16 protein-coding genes are annotated in these 17,779 nt (G+C 62.8%); 2 read left to right on the top strand and 14 right to left on the bottom strand.

From position 1 onward, the window contains the following. Positions 1–83: 83 nt before the first annotated feature. From ftsH to secA, 14 genes are all read right to left on the bottom strand, one after another. Positions 84–2,006 carry an ATP-dependent zinc metalloprotease FtsH gene (gene ftsH / locus PWM43_RS02765; protein WP_289841026.1) on the bottom strand — a complete coding sequence of 641 codons (1,923 nt, stop codon included), beginning with the start codon at positions 2,004–2,006 and terminating at the stop codon, positions 84–86. Positions 2,007–2,094: 88 nt separating this feature from the next. Next, positions 2,095–3,321 carry a tRNA lysidine(34) synthetase TilS gene (tilS, locus tag PWM43_RS02760; RefSeq protein WP_289841025.1) on the bottom strand — a complete coding sequence of 409 codons (1,227 nt, stop codon included), beginning with the start codon at positions 3,319–3,321 and terminating at the stop codon, positions 2,095–2,097. Between the two features lie 41 nt (positions 3,322–3,362). Continuing rightward, positions 3,363–4,226: a tol-pal system YbgF family protein gene (locus PWM43_RS02755; RefSeq protein ID WP_289841024.1), complete on the bottom strand. Its 864-nt coding sequence runs from the start codon at positions 4,224–4,226 to the stop codon at positions 3,363–3,365. Between the two features lie 177 nt (positions 4,227–4,403). Beyond that, entirely contained in the window at positions 4,404–4,880 is a 477-nt protein-coding gene (pal, locus tag PWM43_RS02750; RefSeq protein ID WP_289841023.1) for a peptidoglycan-associated lipoprotein Pal, read from the bottom strand. 267 nt (positions 4,881–5,147) lie between these two features. Further along, on the bottom strand, positions 5,148–6,521 hold the full coding sequence (gene tolB / locus PWM43_RS02745) for a Tol-Pal system beta propeller repeat protein TolB (RefSeq protein ID WP_289841022.1): 1,374 nt from the start codon (positions 6,519–6,521) through the stop codon (positions 5,148–5,150). Between the two features lie 44 nt (positions 6,522–6,565). After that, the gene (locus PWM43_RS02740; protein WP_289841021.1) at positions 6,566–7,558 is read right to left on the bottom strand and encodes an energy transducer TonB; all 993 of its coding nucleotides are present in this window, start codon (positions 7,556–7,558) and stop codon (positions 6,566–6,568) included. A gap of 18 nt (positions 7,559–7,576) precedes the next feature. Beyond that, positions 7,577–8,014: a protein TolR gene (gene tolR, locus PWM43_RS02735; RefSeq protein WP_289841020.1), complete on the bottom strand. Its 438-nt coding sequence runs from the start codon at positions 8,012–8,014 to the stop codon at positions 7,577–7,579. Between the two features lie 5 nt (positions 8,015–8,019). Next, a complete protein-coding gene (gene tolQ, locus PWM43_RS02730) occupies positions 8,020–8,739 on the bottom strand; it encodes a protein TolQ (RefSeq protein WP_289841019.1) in 720 nt (239 codons plus the stop codon). Positions 8,740–8,819: 80 nt separating this feature from the next. Further along, complete coding sequence (locus tag PWM43_RS02725; protein WP_289841018.1) at positions 8,820–9,245, bottom strand: YbgC/FadM family acyl-CoA thioesterase; 426 nt, start codon at positions 9,243–9,245, stop codon at positions 8,820–8,822. 17 nt (positions 9,246–9,262) lie between these two features. After that, positions 9,263–10,336: a Holliday junction branch migration DNA helicase RuvB gene (gene ruvB / locus PWM43_RS02720; RefSeq protein WP_289841017.1), complete on the bottom strand. Its 1,074-nt coding sequence runs from the start codon at positions 10,334–10,336 to the stop codon at positions 9,263–9,265. Further along, positions 10,333–10,947, bottom strand: a complete 615-nt coding sequence (gene ruvA, locus PWM43_RS02715) for a Holliday junction branch migration protein RuvA (protein ID WP_289841016.1) — start codon at positions 10,945–10,947, stop codon at positions 10,333–10,335. The genes ruvB and ruvA overlap by 4 nt, the downstream gene beginning before the upstream one ends. Then, entirely contained in the window at positions 10,944–11,450 is a 507-nt protein-coding gene (gene ruvC / locus PWM43_RS02710) for a crossover junction endodeoxyribonuclease RuvC (RefSeq protein ID WP_289841162.1), read from the bottom strand. The genes ruvA and ruvC overlap by 4 nt, the downstream gene beginning before the upstream one ends. Positions 11,451–11,476: 26 nt before the next feature. Further along, on the bottom strand, positions 11,477–12,226 hold the full coding sequence (locus PWM43_RS02705) for a YebC/PmpR family DNA-binding transcriptional regulator (protein WP_289841015.1): 750 nt from the start codon (positions 12,224–12,226) through the stop codon (positions 11,477–11,479). A gap of 73 nt (positions 12,227–12,299) precedes the next feature. After that, the gene (secA, locus tag PWM43_RS02700; protein WP_289841014.1) at positions 12,300–15,032 is read right to left on the bottom strand and encodes a preprotein translocase subunit SecA; all 2,733 of its coding nucleotides are present in this window, start codon (positions 15,030–15,032) and stop codon (positions 12,300–12,302) included. Positions 15,033–15,388: 356 nt separating this feature from the next. Here secA and PWM43_RS02695 point away from each other — a divergent pair, with 356 nt between their 5' ends. Then, the gene (locus PWM43_RS02695; RefSeq protein ID WP_289841013.1) at positions 15,389–16,315 is read left to right on the top strand and encodes a peptidylprolyl isomerase; all 927 of its coding nucleotides are present in this window, start codon (positions 15,389–15,391) and stop codon (positions 16,313–16,315) included. A 199-nt stretch (positions 16,316–16,514) separates the two neighbouring features. Further along, complete coding sequence (argJ, locus tag PWM43_RS02690) at positions 16,515–17,750, top strand: bifunctional glutamate N-acetyltransferase/amino-acid acetyltransferase ArgJ (RefSeq protein WP_289841012.1); 1,236 nt, start codon at positions 16,515–16,517, stop codon at positions 17,748–17,750. The last annotated feature ends 29 nt before the right edge of the window (positions 17,751–17,779 follow it).

Raw genomic sequence — 17,779 nt, 5'->3', positions numbered from 1 at the left:
CGCATCCCCGCAGAGGCGAAAGGATGGCGAACGCGTAACTCACAAACGAAAAAGGAGGCCGAAGCCCCCTTTCCCCGATCGTCTCACCCGACCGCCGGAGATGGATCCAGACCACCGTTCCCCTTGGCCGCGTCATCGCGGGTCGTGGGCACGGAAGCCCGCCGGTTCTCGGGAGCGAGATCATCGACCACAACGCGCTCGATCGTCTCACCGCGCAAAATCCGCCTGATCTCATCGCCCGATAGCGTCTCATGCTCCAGAAGAGCATGAGCCAGACGGTGCAGTTCGTCGATATGAGCCAGCAGAAGAGAATGGGCGGTATCGTAAGCGCGATCGATCAGCTGCTTGACCTCGCGATCGATCTCCCGGGCCGTATGCTCCGAAACATTCTTGTTCTGCGTCACGGAGTGGCCAAGAAAAACCTCCTGGCCGTTATCGCCATAAGCGATCATGCCGAGCTTATCACTCATGCCCCATTCGGTAATCATCCGGCGCGCCTGATCGGTCGCCATCTTGATATCGCCCGAAGCGCCCGTGCAGACGTTCTCAGCGCCGAACACGATCTCTTCCGCCGCACGTCCACCCATCGCCAGCACCAGTTCGGCGACGCATTTGGATTTGCTCTTGGAGTAACGGTCCCCTTCCGGAAGGCTCATCACCAGTCCCAGCGCCCGGCCACGTGGAATGATCGTCGCCTTGTGGACCGGATCGCAACCCGGCGTGAGGATCGCGCAAAGCGCATGTCCACCCTCATGATACGCCGTCATGCGCTTTTCGTCGTCGCTCATGACGAGTGAGCGGCGCTCGGCTCCCATCAACACCTTGTCTTTGGCGTTTTCGAATTCGAGCATCGCCACCGTGCGCTTGCCGAGACGGGCGGCAAGCAATGCGGCTTCATTGACGAGATTGGCAAGATCCGCACCTGAGAATCCTGGCGTGCCACGGGCAATCACACGCGGATCGACATCGCTTGCCAGAGGCACCTTGCGCATGTGCACCCGGAGAATGCGCTCGCGCCCTACGACGTCCGGATTGGGCACCACGACCTGTCGATCGAAACGACCGGGACGCAGCAGCGCCGGATCCAGCACATCGGGGCGGTTCGTCGCCGCGATCAGGATCACGCCCTCATTGCTCTCGAACCCATCCATCTCGACGAGCATCTGATTGAGCGTCTGCTCACGCTCGTCATTCCCACCACCGAGACCGGCGCCGCGATGACGACCGACAGCGTCGATCTCGTCAATGAAGATGATGCAGGGCGCCGCCTTCTTGCCCTGTTCGAACATGTCGCGCACACGCGATGCGCCGACGCCCACGAACATCTCCACGAAATCCGAACCGGAAATCGTGAAAAACGGCACGTTCGCCTCACCGGCGATGGCCCGCGCCAGAAGAGTCTTACCCGTTCCGGGAGGGCCGACGAGCAGGACGCCTTTCGGTATCTTGCCGCCAAGACGGGTAAACTTCTGCGGATCGCGCAGGAACTCGACGATTTCCTGCAGTTCCGATTTCGCTTCATCGATGCCGGCGACATCATCAAACGTGATACGCCCCTGCTTTTCGGTCAGCAGACGCGCGCGCGATTTGCCGAAACCCATCGCACGACCGCTGCCCGACTGCATCTGACGGAAAAACAGCACGCCGAACCCGAGCATGGCGAGGATGGGCAGATAATTGAAGATATAGCGCAGAAGCGGGCTACCTTCGGCTTCGAGCGGCTTGACCTTGACCTCGACATGATGATCGGTCAGCCGACCGACCAGTGTCGGGTCAGAGGGCGCGATCGTATCGAACGCCGTGCCATCCGTCAGGGTACCCGAGATGTTCTGATCCTGGATCACGACGGAGCGAACGCGCCCCTGATCGATATCCGACACGAAGTCGGAATAGGCGAGTTGGGGTGTCGTCTGCGTCCCACCACCGGGCTGCATGGCCGTAAAAAGCAGGACCAGCAGAACGATGATGATTACCCAGAGTGCCAGATTCCGGCCAAAATTATTCATCTCGATCTCTATAGCTTTCAGCGCGAAATACCGGACCGGCCATCTCGCATCGTGGCTCTCGGTCTAACATAAGCATTCCTGGCCGCCTTCACAGCCTCCAGCCGCATTTTCCGGTCGAAAAAGGATCATGGCGCCAGAAGGAACCCTCTGACGCCCTATGCGAACCGCTCCATTGAAACGACACGCGACGGAAGTTGCCGCCACGCAATCGACAGATATCCGGAATGGCTTCAAGCCGTCCATCGCGCCATAAGGCGGGTAAGGAGCGGCGAACCACGCCGGGCACGTCGCGCGCCCACGCCGCCGCCGCAGTCCCGATCGCGGCGATCGTGCAGCCTTCGATCGACGTCCCGGCCGCGTGCGCGAGACGCCATCGACCGTCCCACGCCCCATCGGATGTCGCTCGGATACTCTTCCCAACCGCAGCGGGCTCGCGAACAAGAATCCATCCCCATGGGGACGTTCGGGTCAGCAATACACCATGCAGCGTGACCGCTCCCGGACCCTCAAGCAATTTCTGGATGACGTCGACTCCCGGCACATAGGCGCGTCCGGATATCACCCGCCACAGGGTCGCCAGCAGATCTGCGGGGGGAAGCTTCTGTGGGAAAATAAAAAATCCCGACGGATGCCAGAGGACGTCGGTAACGAGGACGCGCACCTGAGACGCCGCGCGCTCGTCACGCAGGCCACCGAACGCGTTCGCCTGCGTCCATAGCTTCAGGCCGTCGGCATCGGACAGATCCTGTCGAAAACGAACCCTTTCAAAACGCCGGTTATCGTTGGACGGGTCCTCGATCCATCGGATCCCGTGCGCGTCGAGCGTCGCCCTCAGACGATCGCGCCGGACACAGAGCAACGGCCTGAGCAGCCTGATGCCACTCAGCTCCCGGCTTGCCGCCATGCCAGCAAGCCCCGCAGGTCCGCTCGCGGCCGCGCTTCGCATGGCCACGGTTTCGATCTGGTCGTCGGCATGGTGGGCAACCATCAGATCGAGACAGCCGAACGAGACGCAGGCTTCGATCAATGCGGCATAGCGCGCCGAGCGCGCTGCTTCCTGGAGACGCGCATCGCGTCTCAAACCTTGAAGAGTCAACAGATGAGCCGATACGCCGAACGAGGCGAGCGTGCGGATGGTCTGCCGGGCCTCGTCCGCGGCGCTCTCGCGCAACCCATGGTCAACGACGAAAGCCACCACATGTCGACGCCAGCCTCGCGCCAGCCAGGCCAGAGCCAGACTGTCTGCGCCGCCCGAGATCGCAAGCCCGACCGTGTAATCAGGACAATCCGGCGGAAACGGTCCGAACGCATCCATCCATAAGGAAAACTCCTCCGCCTGGATGGGCAACGCCAGCGTCAATGACAGTCAGCGCGCTTGGAAAAAGAGGCCGACGCGGCTTTGACCCTGTCGGATGGGTGAGGAAAATCGGCTTTCAACTTGCCGAGGGCCTCACAGGCCGCCCCTTTATCTCCGACAGCCAGCATGGATGCCGACACGCCCAGCAGCGCTTCGGGCGCACGCGGTGAACTCGGGAGGCGCTGATAGGCGTCATAATAAGCAAGCGCCGAGTCTTTATATTGCTTCTGACCGGCCAGCGACTGGGCATACAGGATCTGCGAGTCCATCTTGCCTTGAGGACTTTTGGCCGTTTTGAGCGCCTGCTGCGCGGCACTCTGGGCCGCCGCGTAATCTCCGCTCTTGAGCGCCGCGCGACCGTCCGTCAGCAGTTCGATCGCGGGCTTCGCCTTCGTTTCGGATCTGGCGACATCGTGCGCGCCCTGCGTCGGCGGTGACGGACCGTTCGTCACCGGAGCGGCTGCCCCCCCCCCGTTCTGACTGGCAAACTGCATGTCGGCCAGCTGCTTGGAGAGGGTCGCGTTCTGCTGCTGGACCTGGTTGGTCAACTGATCGAGTTCGCCCCGCATGGTGCGCACCTGCCCCTCAAGCGTCGAGACACGTTCGAGAAGCTGAGTCGTCAGGTCGCTGTTCCCCGCACCGTTGCCCCCCGAAGTGGCAGGCGCAGCCAGAGAAACGCCGCCCCCGGAACTGGCCTGGAGCTGATTGAGCTGCTGATTGAGCTGCTGGATCTGATCCTGCAACGCGATTCCCTCGCGGCTTGTCACCTGAGCATCTGCGGCTCCGCCCCCCAGAACCGAAAGGGCAACGGCCAAACACGCCGATGCCAGAAAACGGAAGCGATCAGAAGTCTTACGTCGCATGGACCCGCGTTCTCCCCGAACCATTCCTGTCACCACCTGCCTCACGATGCGGCAGATCATTGTCATGCCTGAACAAGCAGGAAATCATCTATGTCGCTAGATAAAACAAAACCGGCCAGCGCATAAGCGCTGGCCGGTTCCATAATGCGTCAGAACGCGTCTGCGAAACGAAAGGTCTTACTTGACCGACGTGATCGCGTTACGGTTCTGACTCCAGGCTTCCTCATTATCGCCGTCCGCTGTCGGACGGTCCTTGCCGTAGGAAATCGTGCTGATGCGCGAAGCAGCAACGCCCTTGGCGACGAGGTAGTCACGCGCCGCATTGGCACGACGCTGACCCAGCGCGATGTTGTATTCTTCCGTTCCACGATCGTCGCAGTTGCCGGCGATCAGAACGCTGACCTGCGGGTAGCGCGCAAGCCACGCCGCCTGCTTGTCCAGGGTTGCCTTGGCGTCGTCGGCCAGGCCGCTCTCGTTCAGGGCATAGAAGATACGGTCGCCGACGTTGGCCACCAGATCTGCTTCACTACCGGGAGCCGGACCGGTTTCCTGTGCCGTCGCGCCGGCACCTGTCGAAGCGCCTGTATTCTTGTCGCTGGAGCAGGCCGCAAGAGCGACTGCCAGACCAAGCGCGGCAAAAAGCTTGAATTTCATCGTTGCCAACCCTGTGTACAGTTCCATCTGGAACTGAGGAAGCTAGAACATATTGTAATTACTGGTCGCGACCACCGGTTTGCATCAGCGTTCTTGAGAAGAACACTCACCGCTCGCGAATGTCGGGACCACGGCTGGCATTACTCATGCGGAGGATCACAGGTCAAGCGTTATAGTTGGCCGCAAGCGCACCTTAACAGGGATTTCATTGCAGGCTCAAAAATAGTGCTTTCGCGGCAACAGTTCCTGCTGCCGCGGACACAGTTTTCAGACGTCGCGGGGCGACCATGCCGGATCGGAAGCCCCGGTGCCCGTCTGGACGGGACGTTCGTTGAAGCCCGTAATATCGATCGTGCCGATTCCCGACGCGAACCCCGCGCCGCCCGCGCCGGCTGCCGACTGGCGACAGAACGCGATGACCCGCCCATTGGGGCAGAACGTTGGCCCTTCGACCGTGAAGCCTTCGGTAAGGATGCGCTCCCCGGTTCCGTCCGGTCCCATCACCCCCAGAGCGAAACGACCACCGGAAAGACGGGTATAGGCGATCAGATCGCCACGCGGCGACCAGACCGGGGACCCGTAGGTGCCCTGTCCGTAAGAGATGCGCTTCGCCCCGCCGCCCGACGCGCTCATCAGATAGAGCTGGGGCGTGCCGCCACGATCCGAGACGAACACGATCTGGCTGCCATCGGGGCTGAAACACGGGCTGGTATCAATGGCGCCCGACGACGTGATCTGACGCTTGGAACCCGAACCGAGATCGACAAGAAAGAGATCCGACCCGCCTCCGCGTGTCGCCGACAGCACGATCTGCGAACCGTTGGGCGAGAAACGCGGCGCGAAAGAAATGCCCTGGAATTCACCAAGGATACGTTGCCGTCCCGACGCAAGGTCGAACACATACACGCGGGGCCGGTCATTGGCGTAAGACAGGAAAGCAATCTGATCACGCGTCGGATTGAAACGCGGCATCAGGGTCAGCCACTCTCCCGAGGTCAGCATACGAGAGTTCGCGCCATCATAATCCATGATGGCCAGGCGAGTCGTCTGCCGATGACGTGCGCCCGTGCGGGCGATATAGGCCAGACGCGTGTCGAAATAGCCCTTTTCGCCCAGCATCCGCTCGTAAATGACATCAGCGATGATATGGGCGATACGGCGCCAGTTGGCGCTCGAAGCGGTGTAAGCGGTGCCCTGTAACTGCTCTCCGGCAAGCACATCCCACAGCCGCATCTCGACCCGCACACTGCCCGAGCCACTCGCCAGCCCGCCGACAGCGGCCCGGGCTCCCTGCGCTTTCAGAGAAGCGAAATCAGGCGTTCCGCCAACTCCCACCTGTCCGGACATGACTTTGAAAAGCCCGGTGCCCTCGAGATCCGATATCACCACACCCGAGATCTGGTCACCGAGACCTGCCCCGAAGCTTGGAATCACGATGGGAATCGGCGCGGTGCGGGCCTGATCCACGGTGATTTCCGCTTCGCCACCACCCGTGGCCGGTGTCGTCTGGGCCCTGGCGCTCAGGGGAAGCGCCAGAACGCCCGTCGCCACGGCGCCGCCGATGAGCGCACGACGCGAGAACAGGTTGCGCAGTTCCTGCGCCTGGTTGTCGTCGATAAGAGGCTGAACGTCGAAACGCATGCAGAGGACTCTCTATTTTCAATCTCGGGTCATGTAGCCAGAGATTATGGCCGGAATACGAAACGCAATTCACGCGTCTGACCAAGAAGCTGCTTCGGAATTGGCAGTTTCGAACAGGTCGGGCTCAGCACCGCGGCGCGAGCCCTTTCCGCAAGGGCGCGATACGCCGGATCGCTGTTGGCGCGCGCCTGCGTATCGGGAGCGAATTTCGCGATCCGGGCCTCGCCTGTTGCATCGACGGTTACGATCAGATGGGCACTGAAGCTTGCATAATCGCGCGCCGCCGTGTCCTCGCTGTAGCAACGTCGAACGGAACCGCCGATCTGCTTCTGTTCGGCCGCACTCATCGCATTGGTGATATCGCCATCAGGCGAACCCCCGCCGTTCGGAGCGCCGCCCTGCTGGGGATTGGCGCGCGCTTTCGGCGGATGCGTCTGCTTCTGGTCAGCCCGGAACTTGTCGAGCGTCGCCAGCAGCGAGTGGGATTCAGGCGCTGTGACCTTCGCTTTGTTGGGCTGTGTCACGTGCGAGAACTCCGGCGTGTCCGGCAGCTTGTCCATGGGATCCGTCTGCGGTGAGGGCGGCGAAACCTCGCGCGACTCCGAAGGCGGAGATGGCGGCGCGGGCGCAGCCTTGATCGGCGCGGGCGTATCATCCACCACCTTGGGCGGCACCTTGACGTCCGGCAGAGGCGGCGTCTTGCTCTCGGGCGGCGGCGGAATAGGCTGCGGCGGCGGAGGCGGCGGGGGTGTTTCCTCTACCGGCTCCGGCGTCGGTGGCGTCGGCGCGGGGGGAGCGTCTGTAGGTGTAGGAGCCGGAGCCGGGGCGGGTTTTTCCGCAGGCTTCTCGGCTTTGTGCGACTGCGCGGGCGTGCCCGTCTCGAACGCGACTTCGACCGGTGGAGGCTCAGGCGGCTCGGGAGGTTTGCTTGTTGGCAGTCCAAGACAGACCAGCACCAGCGCCATGATATGGGCGCCGACGGACGCGCCCAAAGCCTGGCGAAAGCGCCGCTCGTCAGATCGGCGGGGACGCAGCACGGTGCTCGTCTCCTGATCTTACGGCGAAGACTGGGTCGGCTGCTGGGCGAGCAACGCGACATGCGTAAAGCCGCCCGAAGTGATGCGCCCCATCACCTCCATGACGCGCCCATAGTCGATATGCGCGTCCGCGCGCACGAAGATGCGATGCGTCGGGTCGTTCTCGGATGCCTGCCTGAGGCGGTCGACGAGTTGCTCGGGGGAAACCGGATCGTCGCCGAGATAAATTCCGCCATCGGGTTTCATGGAGACGGTGATCGGCTTCGTGTCCGCATTCAGCGGACTCGCATCCGTCTTCGGCAGATCGACATTGACCCCGCTCGTCATCATCGGAGCCGTGACCATGAAGATGATCAGCAGCACCAGCATGACGTCGACGAGCGGCGTGACGTTGATTTCAGACGCCGGACGGCGCCTGCGGCCGCGGGAGGGGCCGCCCCCTGCAGACATGGCCATGACGCTTAGCTCCGCTCTTCGGACTGGCGGGAGAGAATGGCGGCGAACTCGGTGCCGAACGCTTCCATGCGCTCCGCGAAATGATCGATGGCGCCGGAAATGAGGTTATACGCGACATAAGCGGGAATTGCGGTGACCAGGCCGATGGCGGTCGCGAAAAGGGCTTCCGAAATACCCGGCGCCACCACGGAAAGATTGGTGTTGTGCATGGCCGCAATCGAGCCGAAGGCGTGCATGATGCCCCAGACCGTGCCGAAAAGACCGACGAACGGCGCGACCGGGCCGATCGTCGCCAGGGCCGTGACACGACGGCTCAGACGCTCCGTCTCGCGCACGATGGTGATGTTGATGGCACGATCCACACGGTCGCGCACACCGCCGCGGGCCAGATCGACACCCGGAATGCGCGCCGAGCGGCGCCACTCGCCCATGGCGGCGCCGAACACGGCGGCCATCGGGTGGAGCGGCTTCGCGCCATCGGAATCGTAGAGATCGTCCAGGCTCCCGCCCGACCAGAATTTATCCTCGAACGCCGTCGCCTCGCGATTGACCCGTCGCATCAGGATGATCTTCTCGATGATCACCGCCCATACGAACGCACTGCTCCCCAGCAGGCCGAGCATGACGAGCTTGACGACGATGGATGCGTGGAGAAACAGGTCCAGAGGCGACAGGCCGGACGCAGCCACGGCGCCCAGCGCACTCGAATTCACCGCTTGATCCACTCTTTTCTCCTGTCCTGATCCGAACACCCGACGAAGGGCCGGACACTCCATGGCATTTCATCGCGCACGCGAAAAGGTGTTCAGGTCAAACCATCCGCCAATTTTTGGATAGGGACGCACCAATGCGGCGGAATTTTGCTTGGACGCATCGTATCCACGGTCAGACAGGCCAGTTCCACATTAACAATCGTCGAGATTTCGCAATCGCGCGTGGCATTTCGAAATGTCTGTAACAACAGAAGCCGAGTCGGCGTCATACCGGTCAGCGACGTCTCGATGTCCATTTCATCGTCCAGGCGCAGCGAACCGCGAAAGCGCAGGTCAGCCTTGCGAACGACGAAATGCAGGCCCTCCTCGTGAGCCAGTTCCACGACGGAAATGCCGACCGAGCGGATGGCTTCCGTCCTCGCACGCTCCGCGAACGCAAGGTAGCGGGCGTGATAGACGATGCCGCCCGCATCGGTATCTTCATAATAAACGCGGAATTTAATCCGGTGGGACGCCATGAGGTTTCCTCCCCTCCTTATGCCGGACGGTTCTCTTCATCGAGCGACGACAGGAAGCTCTCCTGCCCTTTCGGCGGCACGAGCCCGAGATGCTGCCAGCCGCGCTCGCCCAGCACGCGCCCCCGCGAGGTCCGCAGGACGAAACCTTCCTGAATCAGGTAAGGCTCGATCACGTCTTCGAGCGTGTCGCGGGCTTCGGCCAGCGCGGCGGCCAGCGTCTCCACACCCACCGGGCCACCATGATGATACTCCGCGATTCGCAGAAGGTAGCGGCGATCCATCGCATCCAGGCCCCGCGAATCGACTTCAAGGCGGTTGAGCGCCGCATCCGCCATTTCACGGGAAATCGTGCCGCCGCCGGCCGCTCCGACAGATGCGAAATCCCGCACACGTCGCAGCAGACGTCCCGCGATGCGGGGCGTTCCCCTCGAACGCCTGGCAATCTCTTCGGCGCCCTCGTCACTGAGCTTCGTGCCGAGCTTGATGGCCCCGCGCGAGACGATCGCCCGCAGTTCATCGGGCGTGTAGAACACCAGCCTCAGGGGAATGCCGAAACGATCGCGAAGCGGCGTCGCCAGCAGCCCGGCCCGCGTCGTCGCCGCGACCAGCGTAAAGGGCGCAAGATCGATCCGCACGGAGCGCGCCGCCGGTCCCTCGCCGATGATCAGATCGAGCTGGAAATCCTCCATCGCGGGATAGAGCACCTCCTCGATCGCCGGTTGAAGACGATGGATCTCATCGATGAACAACACATCGCGCGGCTGGAGGTTGGTCAGAATGGCCGCGAGATCGCCCGCACGCTGGATGACGGGCCCCGATGTCGCGCGAAAGCCCACCCCGAGTTCACGCGCCACGATCTGCGCCAGCGTCGTCTTGCCCAGGCCCGGCGGCCCGTGGAGCAGGACATGATCGAGGGATTCGCCTCGCGCTTTCGCCGCCTGAATGAAGACGGACAGATTTTCGCAACTGGCGCGCTGACCCGTGAAATCATCCAGCGTCTGCGGCCGCAGCGTGGCCTCGGCCGCGTCTTCCGGCGTCCGTGCCCCATCCAGCGGGCCCCGCGAGAACTCGTTCTCCGAAAACGCGCTCATCGGGCCAGATCCTTCAGCGACAGGCGAATGATCGTATCAAGCGTGGCTTCCGCGTTCTCGGACAGGACCCGACTGACGACAGGCCACGCTTCGGCGCGCCGGAAACCGAGCCCCGCCAGCGCCAGAAGGGCGTCGCCCTCGATCGTGGCTCCGATCGTGCCTCCCCCCGACGCGGCCTGGGCAAATGCGGCGCTCCCGCCGCCAGGCATTTTCGCGACCTTGCCCTTGAGTTCCGTCAGGATACGCTCCGCCAGCCGCGCGCCAACGCCCGCGGCCCGCGTCAGGCTGGCCTTGTCGCCGCTGCCGATGATCGTGAGAAGCTCTCCGGGGCTCGCCACGGAGAGGATGGCCAGCCCCACTTTCGCGCCGACACCCTGCACGGTCGTCAGCAGGCGAAACCAGTCACGCTCTTCCGACGTCGCGAAGCCGAAAAGCTGAATGGCGTCCTCGCGCACGACCGTCTCGACCAGCACCCTCGCTTTCTCCGGCGGCATCGGCAGGACGGAAAGCGTGCGCGTGGAGGCGGACACGACATATCCGACACCGTTGACATCGACGAGGCAACGGTCGGCCTCGACCTGGCTGATCCATCCGGTCAGTTGCCCGATCATGCCATGCGACGCCCCTGTGCGACCTGGAGGGCACTCGCCCGATGATGCGCGTGACAGATCGCCACCGCGAGCGCGTCGGAGGCATCTGCGCGCCGGATGGTCGCTCCGGGAAGAAGACGACGCACCATCATCCCCACTTGATCCTTGGTCGCCGCGCCTGTGCCGACCACCGCGCGCTTGACGGCCATCGCGCCGTATTCCGCAACGGGAAGTCCTGCCCGCGCGGGTGTCAGCAAGGCGACGCCGCGCGCGTAGCCGAGCTTGAGCGTCGAGGCGCCGTTGCGATTGACGTAGGTCTCCTCGACCGCCGCTTCGGCCGGGCGATGCTCGTCCAGAAGCGCCATCAGCCCGTCATGCAGCGTTTTGAGGCGCAGCGGCACCGACATCTCGCCATCCGTCGCCAGAACCCCGTCCGCTATGTGCCGCAAACGGTTTCCATCCACCTCGATCACCCCCCAGCCCATGAAGCGCAGGCCCGGATCGATGCCGATCAGCCTCACCATGCGAGCCGAGGATGCCGAGCCGATGCTCAAGCGGCCAGAGCCTGGGCCACTTCGTCGGAAAGATCGAAATTCGCATAGACAGACTGCACGTCATCATTCTCTTCAAGCACATCGATGAGCTTGAGAACGCTGCGAGCCTTGTCTTCATCGAGCGCCACAGTCGTTTCCGGCCGCCATTCGATCCGGGCGGACTGGGGCTCGCCGAAGCGCGTCTCCAAGGCGTCCCGGACGGCGAAGAACTCTTCCATCGGGCACGTCACTTCATGATGTTCGACATCGCTGACGACGTTATCGGCTCCGGCTTCGATCGCCGCTTCCAGCATCTCGTCCTCGCTGGAGACAGAACGCGGATAGGTCACGACGCCCAGACGCTGGAACATGAACGAGACGGAATTCGTCTCGCCGAGAGATCCACCGTATTTGGAGAACGCCGCGCGTACGTCTGACGCCGTGCGGTTGCGATTATCGGTCAGAGCCTCGACGATGACAGCGACACCAGCCGGGCCATACCCCTCGTAGCGCACTTCCACATAATCATCGCCGCCCCCGGCTCCAGTGGCCTTTTTGATGGCGCGATCCACCGTGTCTTTCGGCATGTTCACTTCGCGCGCCGCCGAAATCGCCGCCCGCAGACGCGGGTTCGACGCGGGCTCGGGCAGCCCCGAGCGGGCCGCGACCGTGATCTCGCGGATGACCTTGGCAAACTGCCGCGCGCGCCGCGCATCCTGCGCACCCTTGCGGTGCATGATGTTCTTGAACTGGGAATGACCGGCCATGCCGCCCTACTCCTCCTGACGTCTCGTTATGCTTCAGGCCCGAAGCGCAGCCTCGGGCCGGGTATTCTGTTTTCTAGACCAGACGGCCGTGACAATGCTTGAACTTCTCACCGGAACCGCATGGGCATGGAGCATTGCGTGGCGTCTCGGCCGCCCAGATTTTCACCTGAGCATCCGTGACCGCTCCATGGGGCGCCGCCATCACCGGCGTCGCGGCAGGAATCGGCTGTGCCGTCTCGTGCGGACCGGCATCGAGATGCACGGGCGTGACCTCCCCATTCGGGGCGATCGCCTGGGCATCGATTTCCGGGAACGGCGCGGGTTCGTGCATCACCTCGATGCGCGACATGGTCATCGTGACGCGATTGCGCATGTCGTCCAGCATCTCCGTGAACAGCATGAACGCTTCCTGCTTGTACTCGTTCAGCGGATCGCGCTGCCCGTAGGCCCGCAAACCAATCCCCTGGCGGAGCTGATCGAGGGCGTGCAGATGCTCCTTCCAGACGCCGTCGAAAGTCGTCAGCAGGACCTGCTTTTCGATATGACGCATGATGTCGGGGCCGATATTGGCCGCCCGGGCCGCCTGAGCCTGTGCGGCCGCCTCGATGATGCGATCGATGACCGTGGTCGCGTCCATGCCGTCTTCCCGCGCCCATTCCCGAATGGGAAGAGTCAGGTTGGTCAGCTTGAGGACGTCCTGTTCGAGCGCTTCGCTTTCCCACTGTTCGGCGAACGCCTTTTCGGGAATGCGGGCATGCACGATGTCCTCGATGCCCTGCTCCCGCAGATCCTGGATAACGGACGACACGTCATCCATCGCCATGTATTCGCGGCGCTGGGCGTAGACTTCCTTGCGCTGGTCATTCATCACGTCGTCATATTTGAGGACGTTCTTGCGCATGTCGAAATTGCGCGCCTCGACCTTTTTCTGCGCGTTCGCAAGCGCCTTGTTCAGCCACGGATGAACGATGGCCTCACCTTCCTTGACACCCATCTTGGTCCACATCGCGCTCATGCGATCCGAACCGAAAATACGCATCAGGTCATCTTCCAGCGACAGGAAAAAACGCGATTCTCCCGGATCGCCCTGACGCCCCGAACGACCGCGAAGCTGGTTGTCGATACGGCGGCTTTCATGCCGCTCGGTGCCGATCACGAACAGACCGCCTTTTTCGACAACCATGTCGTGATGACGCGCGATTTCCTCCCGCAGGCTCAGGGCCTCGGATTCATGCGCCGTCTCGTCCTCGATCGTGTCGAGGCGCTGGCGGATGAGCATATCCGCGTTGCCGCCGAGTTTGATGTCGGTGCCGCGTCCGGCCATGTTGGTCGCGATGGTGATCGCGCCCGGGGAACCGGCCTGAGCCACGATCTGAGACTCCATCTCGTGCAGCCGCGCGTTCAGAACGCTATGCCTGATCCCGCGCGAGCGCAGATGATTGGAGAGCAGTTCGCTCTTCTCGATCGAAGTCGTGCCCACCAGGATCGGCTGGCCGGTCCGGCTCACCTCCTCGATCAGACCAGCGACAGCTTCGTATTTCTCTTTCGCCGTGATGTAGACGGCATCGTCCGCATCCTTGCGCTGAACAGGAAGATTGGTCGGAATTTCCACGACTTCGAGATTGTAGATCTCGGCAAATTCGTCCGCTTCCGTCATGGCCGTCCCCGTCATGCCGGAGAGCTTCGGATAGAGACGGAAATAGTTCTGGAACGTGATGGAAGCGAGCGTCTGGTTCTCGGGCTGGACCTCGACATGCTCCTTGGCTTCGAGCGCCTGATGGAGCCCATCCGAATAACGACGCCCGTCCATCATACGACCGGTAAATTCGTCGATGATCACGATCTTGCCGTCTCGCACGATATAGTCCACGTCGCGCTGGAACAGCACATGCGCCCGCAGGGATTGCTGCACATGGTGCATGACCGCGATGTTGTGAATATCGTAGAGACCGCCATCGTTGAGCACATCCGCGTCGCGCAGCATCTCCTCGATCCGGTCGGACCCCTTCTCGGTCAGAATGACGGTCCGGAGTTTCTCGTCCTTGTCGAAGACCTCAGGCTCCCTGACGAGCTGAACGACCACCCCGTCTACCGCGCGATAGAGGTTCGAGCTATCTTCCGCAGGGCCGGAAATAATCAGCGGGGTGCGCGCCTCGTCGATGAGGATCGAGTCCACTTCGTCGACAATCGCGTGATGAAATGGCCTCTGCACCATCTCGGCGAGAGAATATTTCATATTGTCGCGGAGATAATCGAAACCGAATTCGTTATTGGTGCCGTAGGTGATGTCGGCCGCGTAGGCTTTGCGGCGATCGTCATCGAGCATGTTCGGAATGATGACGCCGGTGGTCAGACCCAGAAACGTGTATAGCTGGCTCATCTCATCGGCGTCACGACGCGCCAGATAATCATTGACCGTGACGACGTGCACGCCCTGCCCCGACAAGGCGCTGAGATAGACCGCCAGAGTAGCGACCAGGGTCTTGCCCTCACCTGTGCGCATTTCGGCGATCCGGCCGGAATGCAGCACCATGCCGCCGATCAGCTGCACGTCGAAATGACGCATGCCGAGCACGCGGCGCGAAGCCTCCCGGCAAACGGCGAACGCTTCCGGCAGCAGCGCGTCGGGCGTCTCACCGCTGGCGAGGCGCTGACGGAACTCCTGGGTCTTGGCGCGCAGCCCCTCATCGTCGAGCGCCTGCACGGCTGGCTCAAGCGCGTTGATTTCGGGCACACGCCGCTGATACGCCTTGAGAGAGCGTTCGTTGGCTGTACCGAAGAGTGCGCGGGCAATACGTGCGAACATATGAAACCTTCTGACGACGGCGCGGACCGTGCGGCGATATTTCCCTCCCCAACGCAGCGCGGATGGCGTCGATCCTGAACGGCATGCCGCGGATGAACCGCAAGGCGTCGAAGCGCCCGATCCGCGTCTGAAGCCGCGGCGCCCGGGAGGGTCCCGCGCGAGGATGAGATAAGACCGCTGCCCCGTCTGGTCAACAGAACGTCATGCTTTTCGGTGGCCTTTTCGGTGGCGCGCCAAACGTTACCCACACGAAAAAACCATCTTTCGGGCGGTTCGTCGCAGCGCCTCCCTTGCCCCTTCACGCCGGGTGCGTCATGGTGCGGCGGTTTCCCGCTCAAAGTTCGAGGTTTGCATTCATGCGGCTTATCCGCCCGGCTCTTGCTTGCGCCGCCCTGTTTTCCGGCAGCATGCTCACATCCGCTTCTTTCGCGGCTCCCGCGACGGCTCCCGCCAGCACACCCGCTGCCGCGCCGGCGACAAGCGCGGCGCCTGTCCAGCAGAACCCGCTGATTGCTTCCGTCAACGGGCAGGAAATCCGCCTTGATGACGTCAAGCGCGTGGCGGCGACACTGCCGCCGCAGGTGATGCGTCAGTATCCGACGAACCAGATCGTCGGGCTGATCGTCGAGCAGCTCGTCAACCAGAAGGCCCTGCAGGTCGTCGCCAAGAAAGAAGGCTTCGACAAGCATCCTGACGTGGCGCAGGCCATGCAGGACGCCGCGAACAGCGCCATGTTCAACGCCTATATGCGTGACAAGGTGATGCCGATGGTGACCGACGCCGCCATCGAAAAGCGCTATCAGGAAGAGTATGTCGCCAAGAAGGGCGAAACCGAGATCCATGCCCGCCACATTCTGGTGAAGACGGAAGCCGAAGCCAAGGATGTCATCAACCAGCTCAACCATGGCGCGGACTTCGCGAAGCTCGCGGCGAAGCTTTCTCAGGACAAGGGATCGGGCGCGAGCGGTGGTGATCTCGGCTGGTTCAAAAAAGCCGATATGCTGCCGGCCTTCTCCGACGCCGCCTTCAAGATGAAGCCGAACACGATCAGCCAGACGCCAGTCCAGACCCAGTATGGCTGGCACGTGATCCAGGTTCTCGGATCACGGGTCGCCCCCACGCCGGAACTGAAGGACGTCAAGGACCAGATCCGTCAGGAGCTGACCCGTGAAGACGCACAGCGCATTGAAGCGCAGCTCCAGTCCCAGGTGAAGATCGTCCGCTACGACGCCCAGGGTAAGCCCCTGAGCGCGACGGCGACTCCCGCCGCTCCGCAGAAATAAGTCACCCGGACCGTGGCCCTGGTCGCGCCGCTCCATGCGGCGGGCCGGGCTGCCTCCCGGTTCAACGGTTTTTTCGGAAATGACCGGCGCTTTCATGACATGATGGCTCTGGACGTTTCCGCCGGGCCGTGCATCTTCCGTCGCATGATTTCTGCTCAGGAGCCGCGCTCCCGCAGATAGGACCGATCGGAGAACAAGCATGGCCAAAGCCCTTCCCGTCTCGCCCCTCGCACTTCCCCTGCCGAACCTCACGACGGTTCCGGGCGTGCGCCTCGGCGCGGTCGCGGCTGGCGTCCGCTACACGGGGCGGACGGATCTCATGCTGATGAGCTTTGTCGAAGGCACGACAGTCGCTGGTGTCTTCACCCGCAACAAATGCTCGGCTGCTCCGATCGACTGGAGTCGGGAGGCGCTCAAGCACGGGCGTGCCCGTGCGCTCGTGGTCAATTCCGGCAATGCCAACGTCTTTACCGGGCAAGCCGGTGTGACGGCCGTCGAAGCCACGGCGAGCGCTGCGGCGGAGGCCGTCGGCTGTGCCGCGAACGAAGTGTTCCTGGCCTCGACCGGCGTCATCGGCGAAAAGATCGCCTATCACAGGATTGTCGACGCCCTCCCCGCTCTCGATGCCGGGTTGCGGGACGATGCCTGGGCCGACACGGCCCGCGCCATCATGACGACGGACACCTTTCCAAAAGCGGCCCGGCGCGACACGCGGATCGGGAACACCCCGGTGCGCATCCAGGGCATCGCCAAGGGCAGCGGCATGATCGCCCCTGACATGGCGACGATGCTGGCCTTCGTCGCGACCGATGCCGCGATCCCCCATGAAACGCTACAATCCCTTCTGCGGGACGCGACGGACAGCAGCTTCAACTGCATTACGGTCGATTCCGATACGTCAACCTCCGACATGGTGCTGCTCTTTGCGACAGGACAGGCGAACAATGCCTCCGTGTCCGGCCCTGCGGACCCGGCTCTCGCCGAATTCGTGAGCGCCTTACGCTCACTGATGCACGAGTTGGCGCTCATGGTGGTGCGTGATGGCGAGGGCGCGACGAAAATGTTCTCCGTCCGCGTGACCGGCGCGGTCTCGAACGAGTCCGCCAAGCGCGTCGCTCTTGCCATCGGGAACTCCCCGCTGGTCAAAACGGCGATCGCGGGACAGGACGCGAACTGGGGTCGCGTCGTGATGGCCGTGGGCAAGGCTGGCGAACCCGCCGATCGGGACCGCCTGTCCGTCGCGATCGGCGGAACGTGGATCGCGCGCGACGGCAGCGTCGTCGAAGGGTATGACGAAACGCCGGTCGTGGCCCATATGAAAGGCCAGGACATCGAAATCCACGCCGATCTCGGTCTTGGCCAGGGTGAAGCCACCATTTGGACCTGCGACCTGACGCACGGATATATCGACATCAACGGCTCCTACCGGAGCTGAAACAGGCTATCGACGGAGAGACCCGCTCC

It is taken from the genome of Brytella acorum (genome assembly GCF_029309905.1).
In the GTDB taxonomy this organism is placed as follows: Bacteria; Pseudomonadota; Alphaproteobacteria; order Acetobacterales; family Acetobacteraceae; genus Brytella; species Brytella acorum.
The sequence above is the reverse complement of the archived record's forward strand: the minus strand, read 5'-3'. Positions and strand labels throughout refer to the sequence as shown.

Bases quoted from the DNA above. Each gene is read 5' to 3' on its own strand.
- pal (WP_289841023.1), bottom strand. From the start codon at position 4,880: ATGAAATTCAAGCTTTTTGCCGCGCTTGGTCTGGCAGTCGCTCTTGCG.
- argJ (WP_289841012.1), top strand. From the start codon at position 16,515: ATGGCCAAAGCCCTTCCCGTCTCGCCCCTCGCACTTCCCCTGCCGAAC.
- ruvB (WP_289841017.1), bottom strand. From the start codon at position 10,336: ATGAGCGCGTTTTCGGAGAACGAGTTCTCGCGGGGCCCGCTGGATGGG.
- ruvA (WP_289841016.1), bottom strand. From the start codon at position 10,947: ATGATCGGGCAACTGACCGGATGGATCAGCCAGGTCGAGGCCGACCGT.
- PWM43_RS02725 (WP_289841018.1), bottom strand. From the start codon at position 9,245: ATGGCGTCCCACCGGATTAAATTCCGCGTTTATTATGAAGATACCGAT.
- PWM43_RS02755 (WP_289841024.1), bottom strand. From the start codon at position 4,226: ATGCGACGTAAGACTTCTGATCGCTTCCGTTTTCTGGCATCGGCGTGT.
- tolR (WP_289841020.1), bottom strand. From the start codon at position 8,014: ATGGCCATGTCTGCAGGGGGCGGCCCCTCCCGCGGCCGCAGGCGCCGT.
- ruvC (WP_289841162.1), bottom strand. From the start codon at position 11,450: ATGGTGAGGCTGATCGGCATCGATCCGGGCCTGCGCTTCATGGGCTGG.
- tolB (WP_289841022.1), bottom strand. From the start codon at position 6,521: ATGCGTTTCGACGTTCAGCCTCTTATCGACGACAACCAGGCGCAGGAA.
- PWM43_RS02705 (WP_289841015.1), bottom strand. From the start codon at position 12,226: ATGGCCGGTCATTCCCAGTTCAAGAACATCATGCACCGCAAGGGTGCG.
- secA (WP_289841014.1), bottom strand. From the start codon at position 15,032: ATGTTCGCACGTATTGCCCGCGCACTCTTCGGTACAGCCAACGAACGC.
- tilS (WP_289841025.1), bottom strand. From the start codon at position 3,321: ATGGATGCGTTCGGACCGTTTCCGCCGGATTGTCCTGATTACACGGTC.
- PWM43_RS02695 (WP_289841013.1), top strand. From the start codon at position 15,389: ATGCGGCTTATCCGCCCGGCTCTTGCTTGCGCCGCCCTGTTTTCCGGC.
- ftsH (WP_289841026.1), bottom strand. From the start codon at position 2,006: ATGAATAATTTTGGCCGGAATCTGGCACTCTGGGTAATCATCATCGTT.